At 40.1% G+C, this 21,461-nt stretch carries 19 protein-coding genes; 15 read left to right on the forward strand and 4 right to left on the reverse strand.

Translation table 11 applies throughout. The features are described from left to right. The first annotated feature begins 5 nt into the window (after positions 1-5). The 5 genes from dedD to M1F14_RS11570 all read left to right on the forward strand — a co-directional run bounded on the left by dedD (position 6) and on the right by M1F14_RS11570 (position 5,067). Positions 6-656 (forward strand): cell division protein DedD, encoded by a 651-nt coding sequence (gene dedD, locus M1F14_RS11550; RefSeq protein WP_042844480.1) that lies wholly within the window; start codon positions 6-8, stop codon positions 654-656. Positions 657-836: 180 nt separating this feature from the next. Next, positions 837-1,340 carry a colicin V production protein gene (cvpA, locus tag M1F14_RS11555; RefSeq protein WP_042844479.1) on the forward strand — a complete coding sequence of 168 codons (504 nt, stop codon included), beginning with the start codon at positions 837-839 and terminating at the stop codon, positions 1,338-1,340. A gap of 14 nt (positions 1,341-1,354) precedes the next feature. Further along, positions 1,355-2,872 (forward strand): amidophosphoribosyltransferase, encoded by a 1,518-nt coding sequence (gene purF, locus M1F14_RS11560; RefSeq protein ID WP_042844478.1) that lies wholly within the window; start codon positions 1,355-1,357, stop codon positions 2,870-2,872. A 643-nt stretch (positions 2,873-3,515) separates the two neighbouring features. After that, a complete protein-coding gene (locus M1F14_RS11565; RefSeq protein WP_048607526.1) occupies positions 3,516-4,340 on the forward strand; it encodes a YwqG family protein in 825 nt (274 codons plus the stop codon). Between the two features lie 154 nt (positions 4,341-4,494). Further along, complete coding sequence (locus M1F14_RS11570) at positions 4,495-5,067, forward strand: UbiX family flavin prenyltransferase (protein ID WP_042844474.1); 573 nt, start codon at positions 4,495-4,497, stop codon at positions 5,065-5,067. Between the two features lie 137 nt (positions 5,068-5,204). Here the strand turns inward: M1F14_RS11570 and M1F14_RS11575 are convergent, their stop codons facing one another. After that, a complete protein-coding gene (locus M1F14_RS11575) occupies positions 5,205-6,113 on the reverse strand; it encodes a TIGR01777 family oxidoreductase (RefSeq protein ID WP_048607523.1) in 909 nt (302 codons plus the stop codon). Positions 6,114-6,435: 322 nt separating this feature from the next. On the opposite strand from M1F14_RS11575, the gene yfcD reads away from it, so the two are divergent. The 5 genes from yfcD (at position 6,436) to M1F14_RS11600 (ending at position 11,713) form a co-directional block, all read left to right on the forward strand. Continuing rightward, complete coding sequence (gene yfcD, locus M1F14_RS11580; RefSeq protein WP_042844471.1) at positions 6,436-6,981, forward strand: NUDIX hydrolase YfcD; 546 nt, start codon at positions 6,436-6,438, stop codon at positions 6,979-6,981. 237 nt (positions 6,982-7,218) lie between these two features. Further along, positions 7,219-8,454: a M24 family metallopeptidase gene (locus M1F14_RS11585; RefSeq protein WP_042844467.1), complete on the forward strand. Its 1,236-nt coding sequence runs from the start codon at positions 7,219-7,221 to the stop codon at positions 8,452-8,454. Positions 8,455-8,473: 19 nt separating this feature from the next. Continuing rightward, positions 8,474-8,671 carry a DUF3311 domain-containing protein gene (locus M1F14_RS11590; protein WP_048607520.1) on the forward strand — a complete coding sequence of 66 codons (198 nt, stop codon included), beginning with the start codon at positions 8,474-8,476 and terminating at the stop codon, positions 8,669-8,671. Further along, the gene (locus tag M1F14_RS11595) at positions 8,668-10,113 is read left to right on the forward strand and encodes a sodium:solute symporter (protein ID WP_181468598.1); all 1,446 of its coding nucleotides are present in this window, start codon (positions 8,668-8,670) and stop codon (positions 10,111-10,113) included. Before M1F14_RS11590 ends, M1F14_RS11595 begins: the two co-directional genes overlap by 4 nt. A 241-nt stretch (positions 10,114-10,354) precedes the next feature. Beyond that, on the forward strand, positions 10,355-11,713 hold the full coding sequence (locus M1F14_RS11600) for a hypothetical protein (protein ID WP_071548190.1): 1,359 nt from the start codon (positions 10,355-10,357) through the stop codon (positions 11,711-11,713). A gap of 221 nt (positions 11,714-11,934) precedes the next feature. Here the strand turns inward: M1F14_RS11600 and pta are convergent, their stop codons facing one another. Together pta and ackA are read right to left on the reverse strand one after the other, a co-directional pair. Further along, positions 11,935-14,079 (reverse strand): phosphate acetyltransferase, encoded by a 2,145-nt coding sequence (pta, locus tag M1F14_RS11605; protein ID WP_048607517.1) that lies wholly within the window; start codon positions 14,077-14,079, stop codon positions 11,935-11,937. Between the two features lie 72 nt (positions 14,080-14,151). Beyond that, positions 14,152-15,354 (reverse strand): acetate kinase, encoded by a 1,203-nt coding sequence (gene ackA / locus M1F14_RS11610; RefSeq protein ID WP_042844458.1) that lies wholly within the window; start codon positions 15,352-15,354, stop codon positions 14,152-14,154. 595 nt (positions 15,355-15,949) lie between these two features. Between ackA and yfbV the strand changes: the two genes are divergently transcribed. The 5 genes from yfbV to M1F14_RS11635 all read left to right on the forward strand — a co-directional run bounded on the left by yfbV (position 15,950) and on the right by M1F14_RS11635 (position 20,559). Next, a complete protein-coding gene (gene yfbV / locus M1F14_RS11615) occupies positions 15,950-16,405 on the forward strand; it encodes a terminus macrodomain insulation protein YfbV (protein WP_042844455.1) in 456 nt (151 codons plus the stop codon). Positions 16,406-16,544: 139 nt separating this feature from the next. Next, entirely contained in the window at positions 16,545-17,039 is a 495-nt protein-coding gene (locus M1F14_RS11620; RefSeq protein ID WP_042845353.1) for a YfbU family protein, read from the forward strand. A gap of 352 nt (positions 17,040-17,391) precedes the next feature. Beyond that, complete coding sequence (locus M1F14_RS11625; RefSeq protein ID WP_042844454.1) at positions 17,392-18,066, forward strand: sugar phosphatase; 675 nt, start codon at positions 17,392-17,394, stop codon at positions 18,064-18,066. Between the two features lie 88 nt (positions 18,067-18,154). After that, on the forward strand, positions 18,155-19,984 hold the full coding sequence (locus M1F14_RS11630; RefSeq protein WP_048607515.1) for an SLC13 family permease: 1,830 nt from the start codon (positions 18,155-18,157) through the stop codon (positions 19,982-19,984). A gap of 155 nt (positions 19,985-20,139) precedes the next feature. Next, the gene (locus M1F14_RS11635; protein WP_048607514.1) at positions 20,140-20,559 is read left to right on the forward strand and encodes a hypothetical protein; all 420 of its coding nucleotides are present in this window, start codon (positions 20,140-20,142) and stop codon (positions 20,557-20,559) included. A gap of 95 nt (positions 20,560-20,654) precedes the next feature. Here M1F14_RS11635 and yfbR read toward each other — a convergent pair whose 3' ends face one another. Then, entirely contained in the window at positions 20,655-21,236 is a 582-nt protein-coding gene (gene yfbR / locus M1F14_RS11640) for a 5'-deoxynucleotidase (protein WP_181468597.1), read from the reverse strand. Positions 21,237-21,461 lie beyond the last annotated feature (225 nt).

Here is a 21,461-nt window from a genome sequence, read left to right on the forward strand (position 1 = left end):
TGCCGGTGGCTAGTAAATTTCAGAATCGTCTTGCTGGCGCCATTGTTCTTGTTGCTGTAGGGGTTATCGTTCTCCCTGCACTGCTTGATGGCGATAAGAAATATAATGAAAATGAATTTGCGGCCATTCCTATTATCCCTAAACCGGGTGATGAAGAAGATATTGAAGCGATAGCGCCTATCGCCAGTACGACATCAACAGCTTCTTCTGAAGGGGCTTCTGAAGCGATGCTGTCAGAAGCGATAACACAGCAGCAAAATGAACAAGTTGAAGCGGCAACATCGGCTGAAAATAATCCACCTGCTGTTGTTGAGCCAGTAAAACCAATCAAGCCAGAAGTTAAACCAGAGCCTAAGCCACAACCGAAAGTTGAACCAAAACCGGAGCCTAAACCCGAAGTGAAACCAGCTCCGCAAGGTAAAGCGTTTGTTGTGCAAGTTATTGCCTTAAACAATGCAGCTAAGGTAGAAGAAATTGTGGCAAAACTCAGGTTGTCTGGTTACCAAGTGTATACGGTTCCCGCTAAGCCAGTGAATAATAAACTCACACGTATTTACGTGGGGCCAGAAGCCTCTAGGCAAAGGCTAGAGGCCGCGTTACCAGAGCTAAATTCGATTACAGGGACTAAAGGGATAATTCAAACCTATAAACCTTAAAATTAAAGATCCAATAATCCCTAAAAGGTAAGGGGATTTAGTAACTTACTGCGGCGATTATGATTTTTTCTTTTCGCCGCTATTTTTTTAAATTTGATAGAAAAATGGTTACGCAAACGTTTTCGTTTTCTGTTAGAATGCACTTCGCTGATGTCGTGAGTGCGAATTTTGGAATGGAATATGGTCTGGATAGATTACGCAATTATCGCCATTATTGGCTTCTCGGCACTGGTTAGCTTGATCCGTGGTTTTGTACGTGAGGCATTATCACTAGTGACATGGGGTTGTGCTTTTTTTGTTGCAAGTACCTTTTATCCTTATTTAGCCAGCTACTTTACGCGCTTTGAGGATATACTTGTTAGAAATGGCATTGCTATCGCTGCATTATTTATTGCCACCCTTATTGTGGGGGCAGTAGTGAACTATGTGATTAGCTCATTAGTACAAAAAACGGGGTTATCAGGCACAGATCGGGTTCTGGGGATCTGCTTCGGTGCGCTGCGTGGTGTGTTAATTGTTTCGGCCTTATTGTTTTTTCTCGATACATTTACACCACTTCCTCAAAGTGAGGATTGGCAGCGTTCGGAACTTATTCCGCAGTTCAGTCATATCATCAGGTGGTTTTTTGACTACCTGCAAAATGCGTCAAGTTTCCTACCGGAGAATATTTCTCCGTCTGGCTGATGAGGAAAGACTAAATGTGCGGTATTGTCGGTATCGCCGGTGTAACACCGGTAAACCAATCGATTTATGATGCTTTAACGGTGTTACAACATCGTGGGCAAGATGCAGCAGGTATTGCCACTATTGATGGCAAAAATAATATTCGTTTACGCAAAGCGAATGGTCTGGTTAAGGATGTGTTTGAAACACGTCACATGCTCAGGTTACAAGGCTGTATGGGGTTAGGGCATGTTCGTTACCCAACTGCGGGGAGTTCAAGTGCTTCTGAAGCTCAACCTTTCTACGTAAACTCACCTTTTGGTATCACCCTTGCTCATAATGGTAATCTGACAAATGCTCATGAACTCACTCGGAGTTTATTTGAAACAGCACGCCGCCATGTCAATACCACATCGGATTCTGAAATATTACTCAACGTATTAGCTTATGAGCTAGATAGGTTTGACCATTTCCCTCTTGAGCCAGATAACGTGTTTAGTGCTGTCTCAGCGATGCACAAAAAACTACGCGGCGCCTATGCTTGTGTGGCACTTATTATTGGCCATGGGATGTTAGCATTCCGTGACCCTCATGGTATTCGTCCCCTAGTATTAGGGCGTCGGGTCACAGAGAAGGGTGAGCACGAATATATGGTGGCTTCTGAAAGTGTCGCACTTGATACACTAGGTTTTGAGTTTTTACGGGATGTCGCCCCCGGTGAAGCGGTCTATGTCACTGAGAAAGGCCAATTATTTACCCGTCAATGCGCAGAAAACCCACAATTGACGCCATGTATTTTTGAATACGTTTATTTTGCTCGCCAAGATTCCTTTATTGATAAAGTCTCGGTCTACAATGCAAGGTTGCGCATGGGGCAAAAACTTGGCGCTAAAATTGCCCGTGAATGGGAAGATTTACACATCGATGTTGTGATCCCTATTCCTGAGACTTCGTGTGATATTGCTCTGGAAATAGCACATATCCTTGATAAACCGTATCGCCAAGGGTTTGTAAAAAACCGTTATGTGGGTCGGACGTTTATCATGCCTGGTCAACAAGAGCGTCGCAAATCAGTCCGTCGTAAGCTCAATGCGAACCGAGCAGAGTTCCGTGACAAAAATGTCTTATTGATTGATGACTCAATAGTGCGTGGCACCACATCTGAGCAAATCGTTGAACTCGCGCGTGAAGCGGGAGCAAAAAATGTTTACTTTGCTTCAGCGGCACCGGAAGTGCGTTTTCCGAATGTCTATGGCATTGATATGCCAAATGCTAATGAGCTAATTGCTCATGGTAGGGAAGTGGATGAAATTCGTAAATTAATTGGTGCAGATGGGTTAATTTTCCAAGATTTAGCTGATTTGGTGGATGCGGTTCGTGAGGAAAATCCAGAAATTAATGAGTTCGAATGTTCTGTGTTTGATGGTATTTACGTCACCAAGGATATCGACCAAAGTTATTTAGATTATCTGGAAAACTTACGTAAAGATGACGAGCTAAAATTGAAAGATAAGAGTGAGGTTGAAGACCTCGAAATTTATAACGAAGGCTAAATTTTCGTCATAGTTTCGGTTACAGCGTTGTTGGCTTCATTCAGCTACCCAAGTCACATACTTTTGTATGCTCCTTGGGATAGCTTCATTTGCCGCCTAGCTGTAACCGAAACTATTTAGAAAATTAATCGTGATTCTATTTTTATCATTATTTAATTTTCTAACGTTGTTGACTTCATTCAGTTACCCAAATTACCTACTTTTGTAGGCTCCTTGGGATAGCTTCATTTTCCGCCTAGCTGTAACCGAAACTATTTAGAAAATTAATCGTGATTCTATTTTTATCATTATTTAATTTTCTAACGTTGTTAGCTTCATTCAGTTACCCAAGTCACATACTTTTGTAGGCTCCTTGGGATAGCTTCATTTGCCGCCTAGCTGTAACCGAAACTATTTAGAAAATTAATCGTGATGCTATTTTTATCATTATTTAATTTTCTAACGTTGTTAGCTTCATTCTGTTACCCAAGTTACCTACTTTTGTAGGCTCCTTGGGATAACTTCATTTGCCGCCTAGCTGTAACCGAAACTATTTAGAAAATTATAACGTTAAATGAAGGCGTAAGTTACAGTTATATCTGATTTAAAATGCGCAAAATTCGAGTAAACTAGAGGGACATTAACTGCCTATCTGGAGCTATATATGGCTGATTTCAACTCCCTTCCTGATGTGATTAAACCTTTCGTAGATAAAATCAAAGCCACTAAAAAATCCCTTGTTGAAATGACCTTAACCCCCGTTGAAGAATATGTGTGGTGGGAAAGCCGTGTGGGCGGAATGCCTTATTTGCCGCTTGGTGAAAAATACCCAACAAATAGTGAAGGGACACCACTAAAACTGCTTGCGCAAATTAACTTTGCACAAATGCCTAAGTTAGAAAATTACCCAGAAAAAGGGCTGTTACAGTTTTTTATTGGTGGAGATGATTTGTATGGGGCTGATTTTGAAGATAAGCAAAAACAAGAGGATTTTAGAGTTATCTATTGGGAAAATATTATTGAAGATATTAGCCAGTTAACACAAGATTTTTCCTCAGTAATTGCCGCACATACTGATGACTATTACACGCCCATCGACCATCAATATAGTATTGAATACACACCTGCAGAACAATACATTAGTATCGATGATTTCCAGTTCGGGCAGAAAATCCTTGGGGTTGATAACCTCTATGATTATGAAGAACAGTTTGAAGGTGAAGACTTCTATGATGAATGGGTTGAACCTTACAGTGATTCATTTGAATCGGGTGCGCACTGTATTGGAGGCTACCCATTTTTTACTCAATCTGACCCAAGAGAATATGAAGAAAATATCCAGCAATACGAACTATTACTGCAAATAAATACGGATTATGAAATCGGTATTATGTGGGGAGATATGGGCGTCGGTAATTTCTTTATTCACCCAGATGATTTGAAAAAAAGAGATTTTAGTCGAGTAGTGTATAACTGGGACTGTGGCTGATCACCAAAATCCTTAATATCCTATAGGCTTTTGTCGTGTTGGCAGCGCTTTTCTAACCAAGTTGTATATTCTTGGGATGGCTTCATTTGCCGCCAAGCGACAACTGGAAGCCTTTGGTATATAATCGCAAAAAAATCGCGAATTGGGCTGCTAAATGAAAAAACTGATCATCGGGTTAACTGGGGCAAGTGGTGCTATTTATGGCATTAGGCTGCTTGAAGTATTAAAACCTGTCAAAGGGATAGAAACCCATTTGGTGATGAGTGCAGCCGCACGGCAAACATTGGCGTTAGAAACCAAGTTTAGCGTAAAAGAAGTACAACAATTAGCTGACCATTATTATGATAGCCGTGATATTGCAGCGGCAATTTCATCAGGTTCTTTTCGTACTGAAGGGATGGTCATAATGCCTTGCACAATGAAAACCCTTTCTGGGATTGTGCACAGCTATACTGATACCTTGGTGACCCGAGCTGCGGATGTTGTACTCAAAGAAGGGAAAAAACTCGTCCTAGGGGTACGGGAAACGCCATTACATGTCGGCCACCTGCGTTTAATGGTGCAAGCGGCTGAAATGGGAGCCGTGATCATGCCCCCCATGCCTGCATTTTACCATCAGCCTGAAACTATTTTAGATATTGTTGACCAAACCGTTAACCGCGTTATCGACCAGTTTGATATTACCCTTGAACACGATTTATTTCATCGTTGGCAAGGGGCTAAATAATTTAGTACGGTAGTTACGCTTGGTTATTAAGTATTCTTGAGCCAAACATAACACTAGGGTCAGTATTAAGGTTAAAATTTCCCATCGAAATAGGTAAAAACCATTTCGTCTAGAGATATGAGTAGCGTTAAGAAGGGTTACCTTTCTTTGGAAACCAATAAGTCTTCTAATGCAATTTTTAATTCGATAAATTCGAACTGAAACCCCGCTTCTTCTAAACGTTTAGGTATGGCTTGCTGCCCACCTAATACTAAAGCCGCGGATTCGCCTAAAATAGTTTTGATCACAAAAGCAGGCGTGCGGACAAAAGAAGGGCGGTTAAGTACATCCCCTAAAACAGCAGTGAATTGGTCATTATGCACAGGATAAGGTGCAGTCATATTGAAAGGGCCTGAAAGTGTTGGAGTAGTCAGCAAAAAGTAAATTGCATTGACCATATCGTTGATATGTATCCATGGCATGTATTGTTTGCCGTGACCGATTGGGCCACCAGCCCCCATTTTGAAAATGGGCAGAATTTTACCTAGAACCCCACCATTGGGGGATAATACGAGGCCTGTACGTAATAAACACACGCGTGTTTTGTCGGACGCGGCATTTTCAGCAAGGGCTTCCCAATGTTGCGCGAGTTGATGGGTAAATTCGTCGTGGGGTTGTTCATCTTCTGTGACGACAGATTGGCCTTGATCGCCATAGTAACCCACGGCTGAGCCCGATAAAAAGACGCAAGGCGGTGTTTCACTAGCAGCAATCAGTTCAGCGAGTCGCTGGGTGATTTTCCAACGGCTATCACAAAGGCGTTTTTTCTGCTCATCAGTCCAGCGTTTTTCAGCAATAGGTTCGCCAGCTAAGTTAATGACGGCATCAAAGTCATTGAGATGATTGACGTCATTTAACGTTGTCCAACATTCAACAGCCTTACAAAAATGGCTATACACTTTTTGTGGCGAACGGCTCAATACTGTGACCTGATGACCAAGGGAAATGAGTTTTTGAACAAGAGGCGTACCAATGAGCCCCGTACCACCAGTGATGAGTATATTCATTTTTTGCACCCCTTAAAGCCTCGCCAATGATGAATGTTTACATTATCAATTTTATCGCTGTAATTCAGTGATTGTATGGTTTTTATTTTCTAACTATAGCATTTATAAACTAAGTTTGTGTATTCCGGCGACACGAATGTAAAAATATTGTTACCAATACACATCTTCTCGTCCGATGATCTTTTTTGTGATAGCAACTCAATGCAAATTCAGCTAGGATCGAAAACCGAATGTTAGTTAAAGCATATCTTGTATTGCCTTTTATTGCGGCAATCAATCTATGGCATAAGCTGTTTCAGGCAATTTTGAAAAGGTTTACAGGATGGAACAACAAACCGAAGTCGTTGAGTGGGTAGATATTGTTGATGAAGATAATATCGTGATTGCTCAGGCAACCCGTAGCCAAATGCGAGCTGAGAACTTACGCCACCGTGCAACTTACATTGTGGTGCATGATGGCATGGGGAAAATATTGGTGCAACGACGTACTGAAATTAAAGATTTTCACCCTGGTTTTTTAGATGCAACGGCGGGTGGCGTTGTTACACAAGGTGAGAATATTCTTGATTCTGCTAAACGTGAAGCCGAAGAAGAGCTGGGTATAGCAGGCGTGCCTTTTGCCGAGCATGGCCATTTTTATTTTGAAGATGAGCACTGCCGTGTATGGGGTGGGTTATTCAGTTGTGTGAGCCATGGCCCTTTTGCATTGCAAGAATCAGAAGTGGCTGAAGTGAGTTGGTTAACGGCTAAAGAAATCAGTGCCCGTTGTGATGAATTTACCCCTGATTCTTTAAAAGCACTTTCTTTATGGTTAACTCGTAATAACGAGTCTGAAAAAGCCATTACTTGTGCTGAAAACTCTCAATAAATAAGTTTTAAATTTTAAAAGGGCTATTTTATTTAGCTCTTTTAATTATTTCTATCATATTCAAATCGTTAGCAAGGTATATTTCTGACTAGTATATAATTATTAGTTATATAAAACTTGCACGTTACACGATGTATTCATTTCAACTCTAGATATAATATGATTGAGCTTCGCATTTATCGCTTGCGATATTATGTAATTGCTTGATGTATAAAATAACGCTTCGAGAGAATAAAAATGACAATTCATAAAGCAGACCTCCTTTTGAAACACCAACACCTTGAGAATGTAACAAACAAAGCACGTGAAATTATGGAGCGTGAAGGTATTGAAGCTTTAATTGCAACGGTAGGGGATAATTTTTATCACTTAACCGGTTTTGCCAGCTTCTTTATGTATACCTTTAGGCAGACTGGCTCTGCAATTGCTGTTATTTTTCGTGACCCTTCAATTGAATCTTTGGTGATCATGAATGAATTTGAAGCCGCAAATTTATCGCTTCAAATGCCAAATGCTAAAATTAAAACATTCCCAATATGGGTCGATGTTGACGATCCTTATAATCCTGATAACGGTAAAGTGGTAAAAGCACGGCCGATAAATAGCCCGATAGAAACCATTTTTACGCTCTTAAAAGAGGCGTTATCTGAAGCTGATGTTTATGGTAAACCGGTTGCGATTGAACTAAACCAAATAACCCATATGGGAAAAACATGGTTAGATAAAGTTATCCCAAGCTTAAACTTAGTAGATTCATCCGCTTTATTTAATGAGTTGCGGATGATTAAAAGTGAGTGGGAAATTGCTCACCTAAGAAAATCTGCACAAATTACAGAGGCGGGGATCGCAGCAGCAAGCCAATTAATTAAAGTGGGATGCACCTCTGCGCAATTGACTGCGGCATTTAAAGCTAAAGTGATGGAATATCCAGAGACTAATTATAGTCGTTTTCACCTTATTTCAGTTGGCAGCGATTTCTCCCCGAAAATGTTACCCGATGACGTGCCAGCCAAAGAGGGTGATCTCATTAAATTTGATTGCGGGGTAGATGTTGCAGGCTATGGTGCTGACATAGCACGCACATTTGTCGTCGGTAAGCCGGATGAAAAAGTGAGCCGTATTTATCAAACTATTTTAAAAGGTCATCAATATATGCTAAGTCGCATAGCACCCGGCGTGGCATTAAGTGACGTTTTTAATGAGACGATGGCACTAATCCGTTCTTCAGGGTTACCGTATTATAACCGTGGGCACCTAGGTCATGGTGATGGGGTATTCGTTGGGTTAGAAGAAGCCCCTTTTGTGAGTGCAGCAACGACAGAAGTCTTTCGTGCTGGCATGGTAATGAGTTTAGAAACACCATATTACGGGATTGGTGTTGGCGGTATTATGATTGAGGATATGCTGCTAATTACTGAAGATGGTGTTGAGATGTTAAGCCATTTGCCTCGCGAATTGGTTTCATTAGGGTAAATGGAATAAGGAATTTTCTATGAAATGGTACCATTATTTAGTGATTTTCCCGATCCTAGCATTAACGGTGGGCATTTATTATGCTAACCAAGTAGAACCTTTTGTGATGGGGCTACCCTTTTTAATGTTTTGGATTGTTGTATGGGTGATTATTACCGCCTTAGTGATGTTACTGATAAATGTATTAGATAATAAAAATACTAAGGAAACATCATGAGCTCTGCGTTAATTATTATTACCATTTTTTTCCTTTTTAGTATCTATCTTGCTATTCGGGCTAAAAAAGGGAAAACGATGGATCACGAAGGTTGGTCTGTCGGTGGGCGTAGTTATGGCGCTCTATTGGTTTTTTTACTGAGTGCAGGGGAAATCTACACAACATTTACTTTCCTTGGTGGGAGTGGTTGGGCATATGGCAAAGGCCCTGCTATTTTATACACATTAGCCGTCAATGCATTTATGGGGATCTTTTTATATTGGGTACACCCGAGAGTTTGGCGTTTTGCAAAAGATAATGATGTTAGGACAATTTCTGAATTATTTGCTAAAAAATACCAAAGTGCAGGCTTAGGGCTACTGATTAGCTTAATTTCTATTGCTGCAATGGTGCCTTTATTCGTTTTACAACTTAAAGGATTAGGCATTATAGTTTCTCAAGCATCTTATGGTGCTATCCCCGCAGATATGGCGATTTGGATTGGTATTATTGCTGTCACCTTATTTGTAATGATTTCAGGTATTCATGGCTCAGCTTGGACATCGGCACTTAAAGATTTAATGATCTTAATTGTAGTTGTGTTTATTGGTATTTATATTCCATTACATTACTACGGTAGTTTTGGTGAGATGTTTAAAGCCATTGATACTGCAATGCCAAGCTTCTTAACTTTCTCAGATACAGGGCTCAATATTCCTTGGTATATTTCGACGGTATTTCTGTCAGTGGTTGCTTATTTTTGCTGGCCTCATTATATGGCGGCGGTATTTACTGCAAAAGATGAAAAATCTCTGAAGCGAAATAGTATTTTAATTCCAGCGTACAGTTTGATTATGTTATTTGCTTTTTTTGTGGGTTACGCATCAATTCTACAAATTCCGCATCTTGAAGGGGCCGCTGTAGATTTATCCCTGTTTGAAATATCGAAAGAAACGTTTTCACCTGTTGTCGTTGGGTTTATTGGCGCAGCAGGGATGTTGACCGCTTTAGTGCCGGGCTCAATGTTGTTACTCACAACGTCTAACATGCTTGCAGGTGTGGTGCAAAAAGCACTAGGGGTGAGTGAGGAAAAACAACAATCAGGGATGTATGCACGTTTTATGGTGCCATTTGTTGCATTAGTGAGTCTGTATTTTATATTCCACAGTAATGACACGCTGGTCGCAATCATGCTATTAGGGGTTAATATTGTGGCACAGTTCTTCCCTGCGCTGCTGATGAGCTTTAAACAACATAATCCAATGACCCCTGCGGGTGCAATTTGTGGGATTATGGCAGGGGTATTATTCCTTGCAGTGACGTATATTGAAAAAATTTCGTTAGCTCAATTGTTCCCATGGTTAGGGGAAGGCTTAAGCTATATGAATATTGGTATTGCTGCATTTATTCTGAATATTATTATTGCGTGTGCTGTGTCGGTATTTACGCGTAAAAAATTATAATTATTTTCATTGCTACAATTAAATGCCAGTTAAATAATTAACTGGCATTTAACATCTAAATTATTAATTGAGTTTTAATTTAAGTTTGGCATCAGTTTTAAACCTATTTTAAATAATGGTGCGATATTAAATTTGATGGTTTTATTTTGTTGTATAAACAAGGCTTAGCTTTATTATTAATTATGTCATCTGACAGTTTCTTATTTCCTTAATAGTAAACATTAATATAGAAGATATAATTATGCCAAATAATAAATCAGTTGAGTTATTAAAGAATCAGAAAGGAAAAGATAAGTGCCCACCTAATAAGCTAGCTTTATACACTAATATTAATTATAACAATTCAGAACTTGGCGATATTCTTCTTATCTCTCCCAACATTCAACTTGATCAACAAGAGTTAGCATCGTATGGGTTTGATGTTGGTCATCATGATGGGGTTTCTTGTGTTGTTAATAATATGGGTCAGTCAGCCACTCTCGTTGCTGGGCTTAATCTTGATGGGGAAATACTCAAAGTCCTTGCGATGACATCAATCCCTTCTCTTGTTGATTACGGTTGGAATGATGCGACCCGCTCAGTGGTTTCTGCTCCCGTTGAACTAGTGGAGCTTGTGATATCATCTCAAAATCCAGCTGAATTAAAATTAGGCCAACAAGAGCACTTTGAATTTAAAATAGAAAATAAAAGCGGTGTCGATGTCCCTGATGTAACGTTGGATATTACGTCTAAGAATAGTGGTGTAGTTGAAATTATTTCCTATCCTAATACGGTTAATCTCCCTGCAGGAGCCATAACGACAGTTGAGGTATTAGTCGATGGAAAGGGGCTGGGTAATACTGAGTTAAGCGTACGAATTAATACGCCAATCGGTTTTATTAATCAAAACAATAATACTTATAGTGTGACAGCAAAAGTGAATGGCGTTGTGAATTTAACACTGATGGTTGATAGGCAAGTTACTTTACTGAGGGGGATCACAAAGCGCATACCATTAAAGATCACTAATAAAAGTGAAATACCAGTTAATGGTGCTGTCATTGAAGCTGAATCAGAGAATGAATTACTTATGATAGTGAGTGACATTGACCCGATAGTCAATATTGATGCAAATGATTCGACAGTGATTGATATCCCACTCAATACAAGTGCATCACGAGTGGGAAGCACAAGGTTAATTTGCAGTATAACGCCTCCTGCCGGCTATGAAAATGAAGGCGACCATAATGTTAGTTCTAATATCATAGTCACTGCAGAAAAAGATTTAGAGGTCTTACAGAAATATCAGGCAAGTTGGGCTGGGGAAGGTGGTTATCTTTATAGTTATATGCTGACATTAATATCAGAAAATACACGGGTCACTTTATGGGAGTTATCCTTCCAATTACCTCCTGGAGCGAAAGTCTCCGAAAATTGGTATGAAAGCCAGAAAAATTGGTTAAATAAGAGGGAGTCTGGTGGGAATGTGATACTGAGTAATACTAGTGGGCATACAATTGACCCTGGTGTTGAACTCCCATTACAAATTCAGTTAGTTTATCCTAACCAAGCTGAAGCCTATGAATATATCTACAGCCTTCATCTTCGACAAATCAGATAAGGTGTTTCTCATTCAGTTGATACATGAGTATTGAGTGAGGGAATTTTCATTTGGTTGCTGTTTGTTATCTTGGTGAAAAACGGAATGTGTTGCACACATGTCATTATCAAGAATATATTTGCAAGCCGTATTGCGCTGCTATTAGAGATTAAATTTTTTTATAAAAAAGCCAGTCAGTTGAAAGTAACCTGACAGGCTTTTTAACATCAATTATTTATTGATTAGGCATTTTCGTTTTGTACTGCTTGGATAGCAGTTAACGCAACGGTATAAACGATGTCATCAACTAATGCACCACGAGACAAGTCATTGACTGGTTTACGCATACCTTGCAGCATTGGACCAATAGAGACTAAGTCAGCAGAACGTTGTACGGCTTTATACGTGGTATTACCGGTATTTAAGTCTGGGAAGATAAATACGGTCGCTTTACCTGCAACTGGTGAATTAGGCGCTTTGGATTTAGCAACATCAGCCATTACTGCGGCATCGTACTGCAATGGGCCATCAATCATCAAGTCTGGACGTTTTTCTTGTGCTAAACGTGTTGCTTCACGTACTTTCTCAACATCACTACCAGCACCTGAATCACCTGTAGAGTAAGAAATCATCGCAACGCGTGGGTCAATACCGAACGCTTTTGCAGAATCAGCAGATTGAATAGCGATTTCTGATAATTGCTCTGCAGTTGGGTCTGGGTTGATAGCACAGTCACCATAAACAAATACTTGTTCAGGTAATAGCATAAAGAAGACGGAAGAAACTAATGAACTGCCCGGTGCTGTTTTAATTAATTGCAGCGGTGGACGGATAGTGTTGGCAGTGGTATGGACCGCGCCTGAAACGAGGCCATCAACTTCACCTTTTTCAAGCATCAGTGTCCCTAGGACGACATTATCTTCGAGTTGTTCACGAGCAACAACTTCAGTCATACCCTTGTTCTTACGTAGCTCAACCAAACGAGCGACATATTCTTCACGTACTTTGACAGGGTCAACAATTTCAATTCCTGTACCTAACTCAATACCCTGCGCTGCAGCAACACGACGAATATCATCAGGGTTACCTAATAAAATACATGTTGCGATCCCGCGCTCTGCACAGATAGAAGCCGCTTTGACTGTACGTGGCTCATCACCTTCAGGAAGAACGATTCGTTTACCTGCTTTGCGCGCTAATTCCGTTAATTGGTAGCGGAATGCAGGTGGTGATAAGCGATTAGGGCGCTCAGAATCTGCAACCAATGATTCAATCCAATCACTGCTAATATGACGAGCAACGTAGTTTTGAATTTTTTCAATGCGTTCATGGTCATCTGCGGGAACTTCTAAGCTAAAACTTTGCAGATTCAAGGATGTTTGCCATGTGTTGCTTTTTACCATGAAAACCGGCAGGCCCGTCTCAAACGCTTGTTCACACAGTTGACGGATTGGTGCATCGATATTGTAACCACCAGTGAGTAGTACAGCACCAATTTCAACACCATTCATCGCGGCAAGCGAAGCAGATACCAGTACATCAGGACGGTCTGCTGAGGTCACTAATAAAGAGCCTGGGCGGAAGTGCTCAAGCATGTGCGGGATACTGCGCGCACAGAACGTGACTGATTTAACGCGACGAGTTTTAATTTCACCTTCGTTAACAATTTCAGCGCCTAAGTGTTTTGCCATATCAATTGCACGAGTGGCAATTAAATCAAAATTCCATGGAATTGAAGCGAGCACAGGTAAATTTAATGACGCTAACTGTTTCGTATCAAGATTAGCAACAGTTGCTTTGGTGGAGTCATCAAAAATTTCAGACAAATCAGGACGCGTGCGACCTTGCTCATCAACAGGTGCATTTACCTTATTAATGATAACACCGATAATATTTTTATTACGTTGACCACCAAACTCATTACGGACAAGTTCTAAACGCTCTTGCATTTGTGTAATGTTACTATTACCAGTAGCAGTAACGAAAACAATTTCAGCACCCAATGTTTTGGCAATTTCATAGTTTAATGATTGAGCAAATGAGTGCTTACGGGTAGGAACAAGACCTTCAATAAGAATAACTTCTGCATTTTTTGTGTGCTCATGATAACGAGCAACAATTTCTTCCATTAAGACGTCTTTTTTCGACGAGGTTAGCAGCGATTCAACGTATTCCATGTTTAATGGTTCAACAATGGTAGTAATACTTGAATGCGAACGAAGTACTTCGGTAGTTTGGTCTTTATTGCCAGAGACGCGTGGCTGTGCGATAGGTTTGAAAACGCTTAATTGAACACCTTTTTGTTCCATTGAGCGAACGACACCTAGGCTAACGCTAGTTAAGCCAACGCTGGTGCCAGTAGGTATTAACATAATTGTACGGGACACGGGAACCTCTTTATTTCGGTTACTCTAATGACAAAACGATACCGCCAGCAGGTTGCTGGCGGTAGAAGTTGCTTATGCGGTTAAACGCGCAGTATCTTGGGCAATAACCAATTCTTCATTGGTTGCGATAACCAGCGCTGGGCGGCTTTGATCGGTAGTGATTAAACCTTCTTTACCGAAGCGTGCCGCTAAGTTGCGTTCGTGGTCATATTCGAAACCAAGGATTGCCAGTTTCTTCAAGGTGATTTCACGAACTTGTGCTGAGTTTTCACCAATACCACCTGTGAAGATGATAGCATCAAGGCGGCCTTCCATCAGTGCACTATATGCACCCACGTATTTCGCTAAACGATGGCAGAAAACATCCATTGCGCGAGTTGCGTCTTCTTGAGTGCCATAGTTGTCTTCAACATAACGGCAGTCGCTGGTCACGCCTGTTAAGCCAAGTAAACCTGATTCTTTAGTCAGCATTTTATTGATTTGTTCAACGCTCATACCTAAAGAATCATGTAAATGGAAAATGATTGCAGGGTCGATATCACCACTACGTGTTCCCATTACCAGACCTTCTAATGGCGTTAAGCCCATGGAGGTATCAACACATTTACCGTTAACAATCGCAGTCACAGAACCACCGTTGCCTAAGTGGCAAGTGATAACATTGAGCTCATCAACAGGCTTATTCAGTTTTTTTGCAGCTTCACGGGAAACATAGTAATGGCTTGTACCGTGCGCGCCATAACGGCGGATACTATGCTCTGAATAGAGTTCGTATGGCAATGCATACAGATAGGATTCTTGCGGCATGGTCTGGTGGAATGCGGTGTCAAAGACAGCAACATTTTTATTGACCAAGTGCGGGAATGATTTTCTTGCTTCTTCAATACCAATAAGGTGAGCAGGGTTGTGCAGTGGTGCGAATGGGATAGCCGCTTCAATACCGGCAATAACGTCATCAGTAATTAAAACCGAAGACGTGAATTTTTCACCACCGTGAACAATACGGTGACCGATAGAAGTGATCTGCTCTGACAACTCTGGTTTTTCAGCAAGAATGGTGTTAACAATGAAATCCAATGCTTCGCTATGCGCCGCACCAGCACCTAAAGGAGCTTCCTTTTTAGCACCGTCCATTTTCCACTTAATACGAGCTTCAGGGAGGTTGAAGCACTCCGCTAAACCGGATAAAAATTCATCTCCATTAGTCGGATCGATGATGGCGAATTTCAGTGAGGAGCTACCGCAGTTTAAAACCAGTACCAGCTTACTTGACATGGAAATACCTATCGTTAATTGTTGTTGTGAAGCCTTTCGAAAAACATGAAAAGACTCAGATTAAAAATATATTGCTAGAGCCTAGCGTATTTATGACCTGAAACATCATGATTGATATCATGTTAAAGGCGAAAAAGTTAAAGATCGTGAGACCTTTAGGGGTTGATAAAGCAGGCGCTATCCTTTTTTGCAAAGGCATATAAAAGTAAACCTCTGCACCTAGTGTTGAAATAACGACCAAAAACCCCAATATATATAACTGTTGTCTATCTTCAGTTTCGAAGATGGATAAAGTTACAAAGTAACAAATGCAACAGCAATTCTAAATGTGGCAGATTCTACTAAAATTATTTTATATTTTATACGTTTTTTTTAAAAATAGAGACTTTGATTGATTAAAATCATAAGTGACGTATAAAGTGGTGTTATAGCACAGGGTTACATTGCTATTAGAATAGCTGATATTTAGTAAAGTGACTTAACTTAAGGTAAATGTAATGAAATAATTTCGTTATCTTAAATGTGCTATCATTTTACCATGGTGCAATCTACAAATTATTGCCTCAGTTTTTCAGAAGTCGATAGGAAACGTTTCATGAGTACATTACAAAGTACACCGCCCGGTTTTTTTAAACGCTTTAGATTAGGTAACCGCTATCTGAAGACCTTTCCTATGGAGAAAAAACTGTCGCCAATTTTCCCCGAAATTCGTATCAACAAAGCAGTTCGCTTTGGTATTCGTTTTATGCCGCCCATTGCCATTTTTACATTAGCATGGCAAATCGCGTTAGGTGGGCAATTGGGGCCCGCCATTGCTACGGCTCTTTTTGCCTGTAGTTTGCCAATGCAAGGCCTATGGTGGTTAGGTAAACGTGCTGCGACGCCTCTACCATCTAGCTTGCTGAGCTGGTTTCATGAGATCCGTGATAAATTTACTGAAGCAGGAATTGCCATGGCACCGATTGAGCAGCAACCTGATTATATGGCGTTAGCTGACTTGCTAAAGCGCGCATTTAACCAATTAGATCGTTCCTTTATGGAAGATATTTAAGAGATGATTTCTATTAAAAGGTAGATTTAACAATAAGTAATGTAAAAAGGGTGTTTAGATCAATAAAAGTTGTGTTTTCACTGTCTATGATTAATGTTGAATGCGAAGATAAGCCATACTTTTTAGTGGGAGAACCATGATGGAAATGACTAACGCACAACGCTTGATCTTATCGAATCAATATAAAATGATGACCATGCTTGACCCTGATAATGCAGAACGTTATCGTCGTCTACAAACCATTATTGAACGTGGTTATGGGTTACAAATGCGTGAGTTAGACAGAGACTTCGGCCATTTAAGTGAAGACACCTGCCGTACTGTTATTGATATCATGGAAATGTACCATGCACTGCAAGTTTCTTATAGCAACATGGCTAACAAGGAAGAGATTGATGGCCGCCGTGTGCAGTTTTTGGGCTTTGATGCCGCAACAGAAGCACGTTATTTGAGCTACGTCCGCTTTATGGTAAATACAGAAGGGCGTTATACCCACTTCGACAGCGGGACGCATGGGTTTAACTCACAAACGCCAATGTGGGATAAATATGTACGGATGTTAGCGATTTGGCATGCTTGTCCACGCCAGTATCATCTTTCAGCGGTAGAGATTTCCCAGATCTTCAATGCTTAGTGCTCGTCGTATTTTGCGCTGTAGCGTTGTTGACTGCGTTCGGCTACTCGTCTCTGGTCGCTTAGCTACAGCACAAACTTCTTAGAGTAAATTTGTTCGTCATACTTCTACTTGGCGTCAAGGCGAATAATTTAGAGCAAATGAAATTAATAAGTATAAAAATTTCAAACTCAAACTCAAACTCAAACTCAAACTTAAATTAACATTTCTTTTCTGTTTTAACTCTCCAGTGCACTCAAATCTAAGTCATTAACGCAAATCTTGATTATTTTTGTTATTGAGGTTGCGCATTGGCGTCTATTTAGCGTTAACTAAGAGATAGAATCGATTCAAGAACAAGAAAGGGGTAGACGTGAAATTAAAGGCAAAAGGGTTTCTATTTGATTTAGATGGCACATTAGCAGATTCGCTCGCAGTGGTTGAGCGTTGTTGGTGTAAGTTTGGTGAGCGTATCGGTAAAAGTGCTGAGGAAATTATTAGCTATATTCATGGGAAGCCAGCATTAACCAGTTTACGTCATTTTTTACCCGATGCGACTGAAGAAGAGGTCATGGATTATTTCCGCTGGTTAGAGAAAATGGAAAGTGAAGATATGGAAGGAGTGGTTGCCTTGCCGGGGGCTGTAGCGCTATTAACGCGTTTAAATGAAATAGGTGCACCTTGGGCAATCGTGACTTCAGGAACAGTGCCAATCGCTCATGGTCGTCAGCAAGCAGCGGGTCTACCGGAACCAAAACACTGGGTAACCTTTGAAAAGGTAACTAAAGGTAAGCCAGATCCAGAGCCATTTTTATTAGGTGCAAATGTACTTTCTTTATCGCCAAAATCCTGTATTGCTTTCGAAGATGCTACGGCAGGCATTCATTCTGCACTTAGTGCTGGCTGCCAAGTCGTTGCAGTCCATGCGCCAGAAGAAATGGCCCGTCGTGATGAAATTAATGTAATCATCAATTCATTGGCACAAATTTCAGTTATGGGCCCCGACAATAATGGGGATTATGAACTTTTAGTGTCTAATTCGGATTAATGATGATCTAATCAAAGAAATTCTCCGTAAAACATGGTTAACTAAAGAAAAACTTTAGCAATGTATTTTTTCGTCGAAAGGGGATATTTTGAACGGAGAATTGCTGTGGGTATTAACCTTACTGTTGATCGCGATAGTTTTATTTACCACAAATAAAATCCGTATGGATGTGGTTGCGCTATTAGTGATTGTCGCTTTTGTTCTGAGTGATACTTTAACACTTGAGCAAGCAACGGCAGGGTTTGCTGACCCTAACGTACTATTGATTGCGGCTTTATTCGTTATAGGTGACGGTCTTGTTCGAACCGGCATCGCATATCAAATGGGGGATTGGCTTGTTCGCGTAGCAGGAAGCAGCGAAAGCAAGATGCTGGTTTTTTTAATGCTCACCGTTGCGGGGCTGGGTGCATTTATGAGTTCAACAGGGGTGGTTGCTATCTTCATTCCAGTCGTTCTCAGTGTTTCTGCCCGGATGAAAACTTCCCCAAGCCGTCTGATGATGCCACTTGGTTTTGCAGGGCTAATGAGCGGCATGATGACATTGGTTGCAACGCCTCCGAATATGGTTGTTAACAGTGAATTGGTTCGTGAGGGGATTGAAGGCTTTAAGTTTTTCTCAATTACACCTATCGGTATTCTGATTTTATTGGCGGGTATTGCCTATATGTGGGTTACACGTCGCTGGTTAGGAAGCAACGAGCCAGACAAACTCCCTGAACGCTATCAGCGTAGTTTTCGTGATTTAATTCGTGATTATAAATTGACTGGTAGAGCACGCCGCCTCGCTATTCGCAAAGGCTCGCCATTAATAGGCCATACCCTTGATGAATTACACCTACGTTCTCGCTATGAAGCAAACGTAGTGGGCATTGAGCGCTGGCGTAAATTCCGTCGTGTTATGGTCAGTGCGACAGGGGGGACGGAACTGCGCGAACGTGATGTTTTATTGGTTGATATTTCGGTCAGTGATGATGAGTTGCGGCAGTTTTGCAGTGAGCAATTACTCGAACCAATGATTTTACGTGGTGATTACTTTTCTGACCAATCCCGCGATGTGGGAATGGCTGAAGTTTCCATGAACCCTGATTCAGAACTGCTTGGTAAAACGTTAAGGGACATTAAATTTCGTACTCGTTATGGGCTTAACGTCGTCGGGATCCGTCGTGATGGTAAAGCATTGGATGGAAAGTTGGTTGATGAACCACTAAGACTTGGCGATATCTTGCTGGTAATTGGTGATTGGAAGTTAATCCGTATTTTATCCACTAAACCACGTAATTTTATTGTATTAAACCTTGCTGCGGAAGTAGAAGCAGTTGCGCCAGCGTCATCACAAGCTCCCCATGCGCTATTTTGCCTAGCCCTAATGGTGGCAATGATGGTGACTAATGAAATTCCAAACTTTATCGCTGCGCTGATTGCGTGTTTGTTAATGGGTAAATTCCGTTGTATTGATATGGAAAGTGCTTATAAGTCTATCCATTGGCCAAGTATTATTTTAATCGTAGGGATGATGCCGTTTGCTATAGCTTTACAGGAAACAGGGGGGATTGCCCTTGCGGTTGACGCGTTGATGAAAGTTGCAGGGGGGTTAGGCCCTCATGTGATGCTGTTATGTCTCTTTATCTTATGCGCTACTATTGGTTTGTTTATCTCAAATACTGCAACTGCGGTGTTAATGGCCCCTATTGCGATTGCTGCCGCACGTCAAATGGAAGTTTCACCGTTGCCATTTGCTATGGTGATTGGGATTGCGGCTTCAGCTGCCTTTATGACGCCAGTTTCATCTCCTGTTAATACATTAGTTCTTGGCCCCGGCGGATATAAATTTGCTGACTTTTTGAAAATGGGAGTGCCATTTACTATTATTGTTATGTTAATTAGTGTGGCAGTTATTCCGATACTATTTCCTTTTTAAGCTCATAGAAAATAATTTTAGCAAAAAGCTCTAATCTATATTAGAGCTTTTTGCTATTAAAATTAATGATATTTTTAATATTTAATATATTTTAAAAGAAATTTTTTTGTTGATATTCTCTGTAATTCAATACATTTCAATTATAGGTGAATAAAATGAGTCAAAATGAATCATGGGGAGATGATAAATTCAATTATGGTTATTGTGACTTTGAAAATTATTGGGGGGAGACATTGTCACATGTTGAACTAACTCACTTCGTTGCAGGTTATTTTGATGTGACTAAAAAACTTGCTACGTCAATAAAACTATATGATATTCCAGATAAATCTGAGCTAAAAAAAGTATTTACCATATTATTTGAACGAAATAAAATAGATTCATATGATTTTTGGTCAATAAAATTTGTGACGAAGAAAGGGGAAGTATATAAAACTAAAGAGCCTTTACGTTGTACTATCTCTATTGATGACTCTGAATATGTAATACTAGGTATTAATGGGGATAAAAAAACATTTTATATTGCATTTTCTACTATGATAGGTTGCAATAAAAAGCTAGTGAAGGTTGAATAACCTTTTTTATAGAATAAACTCGAATCTAATTTGCTATTATTAGATTGGTAAATCAACAGATATATAAGTAGATATAAAATACTACTACTTATATATTAATTGCTGATTTCATCTAAAGATAAAGTAAAACTGGGTACGAAGGTTTTCATAAAATATTCCATCTCTGGGCTATTTCGTTCAGCTAACATTTTCTCTAGACGCCTTTTGGCTAATTTAAACTCACTATTCCCTGCGGACAGCTCTTCTAGACATTTTAAATAGGCACATAATGTATCTGCTTGTTTTACGATAAAATGCTCTTCTTCCGATTGTAAATCTTCAATAATTAATTCTTTAAAGTCGTCTTGTAATTCTTCAGGTAGCATGTCGATAAGCTTTTGTTGCGCAAATTTCTCTATTTTTTTATATTCATGGGCTATTTGTTGATTATGATACTTGATAGGAGTAGGGAGGTCACCGGTAATGACTTCACTGGTATCATGGTACATGGCAAGTAGTGCGATTTTCTCTGCGTTTACATTACCTGCAAACTTACGGTTTTTAATGATGGCAAGTGCGTGAGCGACCATAGCAACCTGTAAACTATGCTCAGAGACATTTTCAGTACGTACATTGCGCATAAGTGGCCAGCGGTGGATCAGTTTCATTCTAGCGAGATGGGCAAAAAAGTAGCTCATAATTCCTCTTCATATTGTTTGTAGGCCATAGAAATTATATCGAAAATAGAAGTAAAGTGATATCAGTTTATTGTTTTTTTAATTAGTTATTTCTAAAATATAAAATAAATAACATTCAATTATCAATCGCAATCCGAATATCTATTTTGGAACTTTTTAATTAATATATTAATTATATTGAATTATAATATTAAAAAAATATAATGGACTTTTAAATAAGAAATA

Origin of the sequence: Providencia sp. PROV003 (assembly GCF_045040775.1) — a bacterium.
In the GTDB taxonomy this organism is placed as follows: domain Bacteria; phylum Pseudomonadota; class Gammaproteobacteria; order Enterobacterales; family Enterobacteriaceae; genus Providencia; species Providencia huashanensis.